General features: G+C 72.1%; 11 protein-coding genes. 6 read left to right on the forward strand and 5 right to left on the reverse strand.

Annotation, left to right across the window (positions count from 1 at the left end; all coding sequences use genetic code 11):
- Positions 1–3 precede the first annotated feature (3 nt).
- From AB0F81_RS09110 to AB0F81_RS09120, 3 genes are all read left to right on the forward strand, one after another.
- A complete protein-coding gene (locus AB0F81_RS09110) occupies positions 4–588 on the forward strand; it encodes a TetR/AcrR family transcriptional regulator C-terminal domain-containing protein (RefSeq protein ID WP_360193403.1) in 585 nt (194 codons plus the stop codon).
- Between the two features lie 128 nt (positions 589–716).
- Entirely contained in the window at positions 717–3257 is a 2541-nt protein-coding gene (locus AB0F81_RS09115) for a M14 family zinc carboxypeptidase (RefSeq protein WP_360193406.1), read from the forward strand.
- A 121-nt stretch (positions 3258–3378) separates the two neighbouring features.
- The gene (locus AB0F81_RS09120; RefSeq protein WP_360193409.1) at positions 3379–4320 is read left to right on the forward strand and encodes a lamin tail domain-containing protein; all 942 of its coding nucleotides are present in this window, start codon (positions 3379–3381) and stop codon (positions 4318–4320) included.
- Here the strand turns inward: AB0F81_RS09120 and AB0F81_RS09125 are convergent.
- The 4 genes from AB0F81_RS09125 to AB0F81_RS09140 form a co-directional block, all read right to left on the reverse strand.
- On the reverse strand, positions 4311–4964 hold the full coding sequence (locus tag AB0F81_RS09125; protein WP_360193412.1) for a thymidine kinase: 654 nt from the start codon (positions 4962–4964) through the stop codon (positions 4311–4313). The genes AB0F81_RS09120 and AB0F81_RS09125 overlap by 10 nt on opposite strands.
- A 99-nt stretch (positions 4965–5063) precedes the next feature.
- Positions 5064–6419 (reverse strand): NAD(P)/FAD-dependent oxidoreductase, encoded by a 1356-nt coding sequence (locus AB0F81_RS09130; protein ID WP_360193415.1) that lies wholly within the window; start codon positions 6417–6419, stop codon positions 5064–5066.
- 86 nt (positions 6420–6505) lie between these two features.
- Positions 6506–6925: a MarR family winged helix-turn-helix transcriptional regulator gene (locus AB0F81_RS09135; RefSeq protein ID WP_360193418.1), complete on the reverse strand. Its 420-nt coding sequence runs from the start codon at positions 6923–6925 to the stop codon at positions 6506–6508.
- Positions 6922–7791, reverse strand: coding sequence for an alpha/beta hydrolase (locus tag AB0F81_RS09140; protein ID WP_360193421.1), 870 nt, complete (start codon positions 7789–7791; stop codon positions 6922–6924). The genes AB0F81_RS09135 and AB0F81_RS09140 overlap by 4 nt, the downstream gene beginning before the upstream one ends.
- A 24-nt stretch (positions 7792–7815) precedes the next feature.
- On the opposite strand from AB0F81_RS09140, the gene AB0F81_RS09145 reads away from it, so the two are divergent.
- The 3 genes from AB0F81_RS09145 to AB0F81_RS09155 all read left to right on the forward strand — a co-directional run bounded on the left by AB0F81_RS09145 (position 7816) and on the right by AB0F81_RS09155 (position 10580).
- The gene (locus AB0F81_RS09145; protein ID WP_360193424.1) at positions 7816–8181 is read left to right on the forward strand and encodes an Mth938-like domain-containing protein; all 366 of its coding nucleotides are present in this window, start codon (positions 7816–7818) and stop codon (positions 8179–8181) included.
- A gap of 23 nt (positions 8182–8204) precedes the next feature.
- On the forward strand, positions 8205–8543 hold the full coding sequence (locus tag AB0F81_RS09150) for an L-rhamnose mutarotase (RefSeq protein ID WP_360193427.1): 339 nt from the start codon (positions 8205–8207) through the stop codon (positions 8541–8543).
- Positions 8544–9284: 741 nt separating this feature from the next.
- Positions 9285–10580 (forward strand): MFS transporter, encoded by a 1296-nt coding sequence (locus tag AB0F81_RS09155; protein WP_360193430.1) that lies wholly within the window; start codon positions 9285–9287, stop codon positions 10578–10580.
- 130 nt (positions 10581–10710) lie between these two features.
- Here AB0F81_RS09155 and AB0F81_RS09160 read toward each other — a convergent pair whose 3' ends face one another.
- Positions 10711–11442 carry an anti-sigma factor gene (locus AB0F81_RS09160; RefSeq protein ID WP_360193433.1) on the reverse strand — a complete coding sequence of 244 codons (732 nt, stop codon included), beginning with the start codon at positions 11440–11442 and terminating at the stop codon, positions 10711–10713.
- Positions 11443–11531 lie beyond the last annotated feature (89 nt).

The following is an 11531-nucleotide window of genomic DNA, read 5'->3' on the forward strand; positions in this document are numbered from 1 at the left end:
CGGGTGACGACCTCCATCTGGTTACGCGACGAGGAGCCCCGGCCGCGCCGCGCCCCGCAGCTGACCCGCGAGCGCATCGTCGGCGAGGCGGTCGGGCTGCTCGATGCCGACGGCATCGACGGGCTGACCATGCGCAAGCTGGCGCAGCGGCTCGGCGTCACCTCGACCGCCCTCTACTGGCACGTCACCACCAAGGACGACGTCCTCGACCTGGCCGTGGACGAGATCTTCGGCGAGGTCGCGCTCCCGGCGCCGGGCGACGACTGGCGCGCTGACGTGCGCAGGCTCGTGCGCGGCTGGCGGGACGCCATGCTCGCGCATCCCTGGGCGCCCGCGCTGATCGGGCGGCCGCTGCTCGGGCCCCACGTGCTGGCCCGCACCGAGTTCCTGCAGGGCGCGCTGGGCCGCGGCGGCCACCGCGACCTGGACCTCGAGGTGATCACCCGGGTGGTGGCGAACTATGTGATCGGCGCCGCGGTCACCGAGGCGACCTGGCGGCGCACCGCCACCGGCCCCGCCGCATGGGACGAGGACCTGCTCTTCGACCGCGGCCTCGACATGATCCTCCGATCGGGCCCGCAGGGATGATCATGTTGTGACAGCCTGATCATCGGGGTGACGATGACCCGAACGGTATGGCCAACGGTCCATATAGATCCTTGCGCATCGGTCGGTGATCCGGAGAGGGTTCGAGAGGACCCCAACGGAGGTGCTTTGTGGACTTGTCACGAACGCTGACCGGACTCGGCGCCGCGCTGCTCACCGCGGCGCTGCTGACGAACCCCGCGGCGGCGGCGCCGGACGCTGTTTCAAATGATCGGGTGCCGTCGACCCGGGACTTCGGCAACGGCCCGGACCGTAACGAGACCGCCGCCGTCGCGCCCGAGGCAGCGGCGGCCCGTCTCCTCACCGCGCCCGAGGCGGCGGACTCACGGTGGACGCCGCGGCCCCGCGGCTACCCGCGGCAGACGGTCCTGCCCGTCTACCCGGAGAACCCCGAGGACCGGTCGATCAAACTGGGGCTCATTCCGTACCACGGCATCGCGCCGAAACTGAATGCCCTGCAGAAGGCCTCGGACAGGGTCTCCGCCGAGGTGATCGGGAAGTCGGCCGGAGGCCGCGACCTCTACCTGGTGACCGTGACCGCGCCGGAGTCGGCCGCGGAAGCGGCCCGGCAGGAGCGCTGGCGCGAGCTGATCGAGGAGAACCCGCGCGCGGCCAAGCGCGACCGGTCGCTGGCCCGCGGCTACAAGACCCCGATCTGGATCAACGCGAACATCCACGGCAACGAGTGGGAGGGCACCGACGGCTCGCTGCGGGTCATCGAGCGCCTGGCCACCGCCACCGACGCCGCGACCCGCGACTTCCTCAAGCGCAGCCGCCTCTACGTGACCGTCACCAACAACCCGGACGGCCGGGTCGCCGGCACCCGGGCCAACGGCGCCGGCTTCGACGTCAACCGCGACCACGCCACCAGCTCGCAGCCCGAGTCGCGAGCCGTGCGGGACGTGGTGATCGCGACGCAGCCGTTCGTGATGCTCGACGAGCACGGCTACACCGGCACCACGCTGATCGAGCCGGCCACCCCGCCGCACGGGCAGAACTACGAGTACGACCTGTACATCAAGCACGCGCTGCCGAACGCCGAAGGCATGGAGGCGGCGATCCAGCGGCTCGGATACCCGGAGACCACCCGCGCCGACATCCCGTTCCGGGACTACGCGCCCGGTGACTGGGACGACTGGCCGCCGATCTTCACCCCGATGTACGCGATGTACCACGGCGCGATCGGCCACACCGTGGAGATCCCGCTGCGGGTCAACAACGCCGACTACAACACCCTGCCGGTCGAGGAGCTGCGGCGGCGCGCCGCGCTCAACACCGACGTGGCGGCGGCGACCATCGAGGCCACGCTGACCTACTCGGACACGAACCGGGCCACGCTGCTCGCCGACCAGATCGAGCAGTTCCGCCGCGGCTGGGCCGGCGAGCCGTCCCCGACGATCCCGGACGGCTTCGTGCCCGGCTTCGGCCCGGAGGACCGCTACCGCACCGAGTTCCCGCGGGCTTACGTCATCCCGGCCGGCACCCCGGCCGCGGCCCGGCTGGTGAACCACCTGGTCGACCACGACGTGCGGGTCACCCGTGCCCGGCACGACTTCACCCTCAACGGCAAGCGCTACCCGGACGGCACCTACCTCGTCGACATGCACCAGCCGAAGCGCGGCCTGGCCAACGTGATGCTCGAGGCCGGGCGCGACATCTCCGACCTGGTGCCGCAGATGTACGACATCTCCGGCTGGAGCCACCGGCTGCTGTGGGGCGCACCGGTCGACATCAGCCGCAACGCCGCACCGCGCGTCGCCACCTCGCGGGTGACGAAGGCGGCGCCGACCGGCGCGATCGACGCGCCGCGCGGCCGGGACCTCATCCTGTCGCTGCGCGACGGCAACGACGTGCGCGCGGTCAACGAGCTGCTCACGCTGGGCATCAAACTGCGGCGTACGGGCGCGGCCACCGTCGTGGTCCCGGCCGAGGCGCGACCCGAGGCCGCCGCGGTGGCACAGCGCTTCGGCGTACGGTTCACCGCCGCCCCGCGGGGCACCCGCGGTGAGGTGTTCGACCAGCCGGTGATCGCCGGTGCGGTCTCCGCCGACGAACTGTTCGCGCTGACCGAGATGGGCTTCCCGGTCCGCACCGTGTCGACGGCGACCCTGAACGCGGGGACGGTCGACCTGAGCGACGTGGACACGCTGATCGTGTCGTCCGGGCTGTCGTACACCGCCCTGAACGCGACGGCTCGGGCCGCCGTGGACGCCTACCTGGCCCGGGGCGGTGGCGTGGTCACCCGCGGCGCCACCGGCGCGGCCTTCAACGCCGCGGCGGGTGTGCTGCCGGCCACCGCGGTCGCCGGCCGCGGCGACGCCAACGGTGTCGTCAACGTCACCAACCACGGTCCGGTCGTCGGTGCCGGGTCGCTGCCGCACTCGTTCGTCTACTCGCCGATCTGGTTCACCGGCAGCGGGTTCACGGTCGAGCAGCGGTACGGCGCCGACCCGCTGGTCGCCGGTCACTGGCTGCCGAACGACGCCGGGACCAACGGCCCCGCGCAGGCCGCCGGCCAGGCCGCGGTGATCTCCGGAACGACCGCCGGCGACGGCCGGGCCGTGCTGTTCGGCACCGAGCCGCTGTTCCGGGCGCACCCGAAGGGTCTGTACGCCCAGTTCGCGCGCGCTCTGTTCCACACCGCGGGCTAGCGCTGAACCCCGGCGGGCGGCATGGCCGCCCGCCGGGCCGGTGGGGGAGGATGTGGGGCAGGGGAGTCCGCGACCCGGCCGGAAATCCTCAAGGCGCCCGGTCCGGGACCGATGGAGTGACATGTTCCGTCGCATCGCAGCCGCCGTCGCCGCCACCGCAGCTCTCACCCTGGCGGCGCCGCCCGCCGTGGCGCAGGCGGCGACGGCCGCCTGCACCCCGGCCTCCGGCAGCCCGCGCTGCCAGGTGTGGACCGGCAAGGTCTCCTGGGTGGCCGACGGCGACACGCTGCGGGTGGATCTGGCCGGCGACGGCACCAAGGCGCTGAAGTCGATCCGGCTGATCGGCGTGCAGGCCATGGAGCAGACCGTCTACTCGCCGAACCCGGCGAAACGGCGCGGCGACTGCCACAGCCTGGCCGCGACGGCCCGGGTGGAGCAGCTGGTCAAGGCGGGCGGCGGGACCGTGCGCCTGACCTCCATCAGCGCCGCCAGCAGGAGCGGCGACCGCCCGCTGCGCTCCGCCGCCGTGAAGATCAACGGCCGGTGGGTGGACATCGGGCAGGACCTGATCCGCCGCGGGCACGCCCTGTGGCTGCCGTTCGGCGGGGAGTGGGCCTGGGACGACGCCTACCGTCGGGCCGCCGAGGCCGCCGCGGCGGAGCGCCGGAACCTGTACGACACCGACACCTGCGGCAGCGGACCCGACCAGAGCGCCGGCCTCACCCTGACGGTCAACCCCGACCCGGACGGATCGGACGACCAGAACCTCAACGGTGAGTGGTTCCGGATCGGCAACCCGTCCGCGCAGGCCGTCCCGGTGGCCGGCTGGTGGGTGCGCGACTCCGCCCTGCGCCGTTACACGCTGCCCGCCGGGACCGTGGTGCCCGCCGGCGGCGAGATCTTCGTCCACGTCGGCCGGGGCAGCGCCACCGCCTCCCACAAGTACTGGGGCCTCAACCAGCCGATCTTCACCAACTACGACCCGGCCAAGCGCAGCTTCGGCGACGGCGGCTACCTGTTCGACCCGAGAGGCGACCTGCGCGCCTGGATGATCTATCCCTGAGCGGGACCCGGGTCACCCTCGCGCCAGTGTCGCCGGCACAGCACGCGGTAGGTGACCTCGGCCGCGTCCGAGATGTCGCCGACCGCGACCTGGGCGCCGATCCGGGCCACCTGGCCGTCCACGATCCGGGCGTTCTGCCGGCCCGGGCGCCCGCACCAGCAGGTCACCTCGACCTGCAACGACACGGTGTGGTCGGCCAGCTCCAGCAGCCGCTGCGAGCCGGGGAAGAGCAGCGACCGGAAGTCGGTGGCGATCGCGTAGCAGTCGACGTCGACGCAGAGCTCGTCGACCGCCCAGGCCAGCTGCTCGACCTGCTCCACCCGGAGGAACTGGGCCTCGTCGACGATCACGAACCCGCCCGCCGGGACCTCGTCGGCGATCAGAGTGATCAGGTCGGTGGCGTCGGTCACCTCGATCGCGTCGGCCATCACACCCAGCCGTGACGACAACACCCCGGTGCCGGCCCGGTCCATGCTGGTCAGCAGGACACCCGGGCGTCCCGCCTGCCGCCGGTTGTACGCGTTCTGCAGCGCGAGCGTCGACTTGCCGGCGCCCATGCTGCCGTGGAACAGCGTCAACTCGTGGAAGACCGGCGCCATGGTCCGGGTACGCGGCGACGGCAGCGGGGTTGTTACCGGGACCAAGATGAACCTTCCTCGGGTGATCAGCGGGCCGGTACACGCTACCTGGCCCGGTCACGGCACTCCGCAGGCCGTGTCCGGGCCGGTACGCACGTCCCGTGATCAGGACCCGGTCGGCTCGCTCTCCGCCGCTGCTCGGCGGAACGGGTCGCCGTATGCGCGGATCGCCTGCCGGGCGAACGCCTGCTGCTGGGTGGCCACCCGCTCGGAGCGGCCCCGGCCCAGGAAGCTGACCGCCCAGTGCAGCACCGCGGTCACCCGGTTCTTGAATCCGACCAGGTAGAACAGGTGCACGGCGACCCACACCACCCAGGCGGTGAACCCGGACAGGTGCAGCTTGCCGATGCTCGCCACCGCCGAGAACCGGGAGATCGTCGCCAGGCTGCCCTTGTCGAAGTACTTGAACGGCTGCCCGGTCTCCTTGCCGGCGAGCCGGCGCTTGATCTGGTCGGCGGCGTGCCGCCCGCTCTGGATGGCGACCTGCGCCACCCCCGGCAGCGGCCGGCCGTCCTCGCCGGCCAGGTTCATCATGTCGCCGAGCGCGAAGATCTCCGGGTGACCGGGGAGCGTGGTGTCCTTCTCGACCTGGAGCCGGCCGGCCCGGTCGGTCTTCGTCCCGGTGGCCGCGGCCAGCTTCGCGGCCAGCGCCGGCGCGGCCACGCCGGCCGCCCACACCTTCGTCATCGACGGGATCCGCTCGCGCCCGTGCTCGCCGTCGACCTCGATGCCGGTCGAGTCGACGCCGACCACCTTGGTGTTGACCCGCACCTCCACGCCGATCTTCTCCAGCTGCCGCTGCGCCCGCGCGGAGAGCCGGTCACCGAACGTGTTGAGCACCGCGCCGACCGCGTCGACCAGGATGATCCGGGCCTTGTGCGGGTCGATCCGCTTGTACTGCCCCGGCAACGTCCGGTGGGCGAGCTCGGCGATCTGCCCGGCCATCTCGGTGCCGGTCGGCCCGGCGCCGACCACCACGAAGGTGAGCCAGCGCTCCACCGCCTCCGGGTCGGTCTGCAGGTCGGCCACCTCGAAGGCGCCGAAGATCCGGGCGCGCAGCTCCAGGGCGTCGTCGATGCTCTTCATGCCCGGCGCGTGCTCGGCGAACTCGTCGTTGCCGAAGTACGACTGGGAGGCGCCGGCGGCCACGATCAGCGTGTCGTACTCCACCGTGTAGTCGATGCCGGGCCCGGCCACCGACACCGTCTTGCTCTCGACGTCGACGTCCTGCACCCAGCCGAGCCGCACGTCCACGTTCTTCTGCCGCTTCAGGACCTCACGGATCGGCGGGGCCACCTCGCCCTCGGAGAGGATGCCGGTGGCGACCTGGTACAGCAGCGGCTGGAAGAGGTGGTAGGCGGTGCCGTTGATCAGCGTGATGTCGACGTCCGCCCGGCGCAGCGCCTTGATGGCGAACAGACCCCCGAATCCGGCTCCCACCACTACCACGCGATGTCGCATGCTGCACTCCTCCGCTAGGGCACCTGACAACCACACTGGTATGCCCCGCTCGGATAGGGAAGTACACACCGCCGGGATGTGTCGAATCAGCCATCCTGGATGGCGGCGGTGTGCTGCAGCCAGCGCGCCACCGTGCGCAACTCCTCGGCGGTGAAGCCCTCCGTCAGGTGGGCGTTGAGGTCGCGCACGACGGTGCGGGCGGTGCCCACGGCCTCGCGGCCGAGCGGGGTGAGCGAGAGCCGCACCGCGCGGGCATCGACCGGATCCGGCGTCTTCGTCACGAAACCGCCCTTCTCCAGCCGGCTGATCAGGCCGCTCACCCCGGACGCCGAGGCGCCGAGGGCCGCGGTCACATCCCCGACCAGGGCGTTGTCGTGCGCGGCCAGGTGGAAGAGCACGCCGGCGCCGGCGGCACCGATGCCGGTGCCGCCGGCGCGGGCGTCGATCCACCGCCGGATCGAGCGCTCCGCGCTCATCAGGTCGAAGACCAGGCGAGGGTCGCTCACCGCGCGGCACTCGAGGCGCGCTCGCGCAGCCAGCCGAGGAGCTCGGGCCAGAGCGTTTCGCGTACGGCCTGACGAAGGAAACCGTGGTGCCCGATGCGGGTGACGCCTCCGTCGGCGGGCGAGTAGGTGCGGCGCTCCACCGTGGCCGCGGTGAGGTGCCCGGTCAACATGTCGATCTGCCCCGGCGTCGCCCACGGGTCGTCGGTGAAACCCACCGCGAGGACCGGCTGGGTGACCGTGGCGGCCCGCTCGCCGGCCCGCATCGACGGATCGTCGAAGAAATAGCGCGGCAATCGCGCCCACCCGCCCCACTGGGTCATCGCCGCGGCCGGGATGTCCTCACCGAGGCCGAGGCGGCGGGCCGGGACGTAACCCAGCGCCGCGCCGAGGGCGGGACCGAGCAGGTGCAGGACCAGCCGCACCCGGAACCGCTCCATCGGGTCGGGAATGGCGTTCACCGTGCCGGCGTGCGAGGCGAGCAGCGCGAACGCGGCCAGCCCGGCGGTGCCGTTGCCCAGGGTCAGCGCGTGCCCGCCCAGGCTGTGCCCGATCGCCAGGTGCGGCAGCGCCGGGAATCGCTCGGCGGCCCAGGACGCGACGGCCGGGACGTCGCCCTCCATCCAGTCGCGCATCGCCAGCCCGCGGTGGGCGCGGGGCGAGCCGGAGCGCCCGGTGCCGCGGTAGTCGTACGTGACCGTGGCGATCCCGTTCTCGGCCAGGAAGCCGGCGAAGTTCGCGTAGAACCGCTCGGGTGTCGCGGTGGCCGGGTGGATCACGAGGGCGGCGTGCGGGTCGCCGGCGGGCTCCCACAACGTCCCGGCGATCGTGTGGGCGCCGACCGGGATGTTGATCTCGCTATTTCGCATGCGAAATAAAGTACCATGAGTGGCATGCAGCGATCGCCTCGAATCGAATCGGTCTCGTGGGGCCGGATGGAGGTCGAGGGCCTCCCCGCCGGCAAGGACTTCAAGCTCTACCCCGGCGGCGGCCGCGCCTGGGACTGGAACGAGACCGGCACCCGCCACGACCCGGGCATCCAGCCCGCCGACGTGCAGGACCTCCTCGACCACGGCGCCACCACGGTCGTCCTGTCCCGCGGCATGGAGAACCGGCTCAGCGTCGATCCCGCCACCCTCCAGCTGCTCCGCGAACGCGACGTGACCGTGCACGAGGCCGAGACGACCGAGGCGGTGCGCCTCTACAACGAGCTGGCCGAGTCCGGCCCGGTCGGCGGCCTGTTCCACTCCACCTGCTGACCACTCTCCGCGAAGGAGTCTCGTTGACCCACGTCTGTTTCACCCTGCAGGTCGACCCGGCGAAACTCGACGCCTACCGCGAGGCGCACGCCGCCGTCTGGCCGGAGATGCTGCAGGCCCTGGCCGACACCGGCTGGCGCAACTACCGCCTCTTCCTGCGCCCCGACGGCCTCCTCGTCGGCACCCTGGAAACCGACGACTTCGCCGCCGCCCAGGAGGCGATGGCCCGCACCGAGGTGAACGCCCGCTGGCAGGCCGCGATGGCCGAGTTCTTCCCCTCCCTCGGCGAGGCCCGCCCCGACCAGGGCATGGTCGTCCTCGACCAGGTCTTCCACCTGGAGGAACAGCTGTCCTCCCGCTGACCCGCAGCACCGGGCGCCAGCCGCGCGTGCCGGGCTGGCTGTCAGGTACCGATTCGGCTCGTCGTGACGTTCCTCAATGCCAGCCGGCCAAGCTGGGCTGACCCTTGTACACCTCATGCGACGCCGATTCGGTCCGTGCGCGCCAGCCGGTGACGTCGGCTGACCACCAGCGTCGCCTCCCGGCGTTTGAGGCACCCCTCGCCGTCAGCCGGTGACGTCGGCTGACCACCAGTGCTGCCTCCCGGCGTTTGCGGCGCCCCTGGCTGTCAGCCGGTGATGTCGGCTGCCCGCCAGTGCTGTCTTCCGGCGTTTGCGGCGCCCCTGGCTGTCAGCCGGTGATGTCGGCTGCCCGTCAGGGCTGTCTTTCGGCGGTTGCGGCGTGCCTGGTTGTCAGCCGGTGATGTCGGCTGCCCGTCAGGGCTGTCTTTCGGCGGTTGCGGCGTGCCTGGTTGTCAGCTGGGGGTGGGAGCTGACCGTGAGGGCTGGCTTGGCGGCGGGTGGTCGGCGGCGAGTTGGGTGAGAGGCGCGGCCGGGTTAATGCGTTTGCCGCGCGGAGGTGGGCGGCTAACGTCGGGGCAGCCCCTGGAGGAGTTGAGAGATGCCCGGTCGTTCGAGCACGCGCTGACGACAGTGGCCGGTCAGCCGGCCTGGTCATCGCGTGCTGCCCCGGAAAACGTGCGGCACAGCGAGCATGGCCCGCCGGTCGGTGGGCCCCGATGATGCTGCTCTGCAAGGGGTTCTGTGCCGTCTCTGCTTACCAACTCTGATTTTCGTCGGCTCTGGGCGGGGCAGACCGCCTCGCAGCTGGGGGAGCACACCAGTCTGGTGATCCTGCCGCTGGTCGCGGTGCTGACGCTGCACGTCGGCGCGGAGCAGCTGGGTGTGCTGCGCGCGGTGGGGCAGGCGCCTCAGCTGTTGCTCGCCCTGTTCGCCGGTGTCTGGGTGGACCGGTGGCGTTCCCGCACCGTGATGGTCCTTGCCGACTGCGGCCGCGCGCTGGCCCTGGGTGCGGCCGCGATGGCCGCCCATCTGGGCGGCTTGGGACTGCCGACGCTGCTGATCGTCGCGTTCGCGGTCGGAGCGATGTCGGTCTTCTTCGACGTCGCCTACCAGGCCGGGCTGGTGCGGCTGGTCCGGCGTGATCAGCTCGTGCGGGGCAACAGCGCGATCGAGGGAAGCCGTTCCGCGGCACAGATCGGCGGGCCGGCCCTCGGCGGAGCGCTGGTCTCCCTGCTCTCGGCGCCGCTGGCCGCGGCTTCCGCCGCGCTGTTCTTCGTGGTGTCGTTCGGCTCGATCGCTGCGATCCGGCACCGGGAGGCCGTTGACCGGCGGGCCGCTCGTCCGGGTGGCGCTGATTCTCGCGCGGCCCGGCGGCAGGACGCCGACGACCGGCATCGGGGAGTAGTCGACCGGCGAGTCCGTGGGCGCATCAGGGAGGGTGTGCGGTTCGTCGCGGGGGACGCCCTGCTGCGTACGGTGTGCCTGGCCTCAGCCGCGTTCCAGCTGTCGTTGGCCGCCGCGATGACCGCCTACCTGCTGTTTCTGCCGCGGGACCTGCACCTGTCCGGGGCCGCTGTCGGGCTGGCCCTCGCCGCGACCGGGCCGGGCGCGCTTGCCGGTTCGCTGCTCGCCGCCCGGCTGCCGGAACGGTTCGGCTACGGGGTGGTGCTGGTGACGGCCGCGACCGTCGGCGACGGTGTGCTGCTGTGCGTGCCACTGCTGCACGGCGGCTCGACGGCCACCCTGGTCGCGCTGGCCGGGATCAACCTGGTGTTCGGGGCGTTCGGCCAGCTGGTCAACGTCACGATCATGGCGGTCCGGCAGACGGTCACCCCGGACGACCTGCAGGGCCGGGTCGCGGCGACGATCACCTTCGCGGGAATGGGGATGACGCCGTTCGGGTCGCTGCTGGGCGGCTACCTCGCGGACGCGTGGGGAGCACGGGCGGCGCTGGCGGTGACGGCTGCGGGCATGCTGCTGTCGCCGCTGCTGATGGCGCTGTCGCCGCTCGCCCGGCTGGGGCGGAAGATCACCTGAGGCTGATCAAAAAGATCACCTGAGGCGCACCAGGAAGATCACCTGAGGCGCACCAGGAAGATCACCTGAGGCGCACCAGGAAGATCACCTGAGGCGCACCAGGAAGATCACGTGATGCTCGCCAGGAAGATCAGGTGAGGCTCACCAGGGCGTCCAGCGGGGCGGTGGGCGCCGTCGAACCGGGAGCCCGTTCGACGGTGACGCCGACGTTCGAGGCGTCAGGGAGGCCTTCCACCAGTTGCACGGCAGCGGACTGGCCCTCGCCGAGAGCACCGGCCGAGGTGGCCGCGCCGGAGCGGATCGTCCACAGCTGATAGACCTTGCCCGAGCCTGGCGCGCCGTCGGCGGCGAGCATGATGACACCGGCGTTCTGCAGGGGCGAGCTGGCCACCGTGACCCGGCCGCCACTGTCCAGCGGCTCCTCGCGCACCTTCAGGTCGGGGGCGGCGAGGATGGCCCGGACCCGGGCTTCCCCCTCCCGGGCCGCTTCGGCGAGCGTGTTCGCCCGGCGTACGCGCTGGTCCTGAACGGTGTAGACGACCGTGCCCGCGCTGACCGCGGCGACCACGGCGGCGGCCGCGGCCACGAGCCGCAGGCGACGTGGCGTGCGGGACCGGGAGGGCGCGACGCGCGGCGGGCGCTGGCGGGTGCCGGCGACCGCGGCCATCACGTTGTCGCGCAACCGGGGCGGCGGCACCGACCAGGCGCCGTCGGCCAGGCGGGCGGCGGCCTCGCGCAGCTCGTCGGCCTCGATCCGGCAGGACTCGCAGTCGCGCAGATGCCGGTGGAAGGCGGCCCGTTCGACGTCGTCGAGCGCGTCCAGCGCGTAGGCGCCGATCAACGAGTGGACGTCAGCGGTCACTAGGGCACCATCCTTTCGACGAGATCTTGGTTGTAAGGTCTCGCCGGAACTCGGCGAGGATCGGGAGATGGCCTGTGGTGGTCGCCCTT

The sequence above is a fragment of the Actinoplanes sp. NPDC024001 genome (assembly GCF_040638955.1).
Classification (GTDB): domain Bacteria; phylum Actinomycetota; class Actinomycetes; order Mycobacteriales; family Micromonosporaceae; genus Actinoplanes.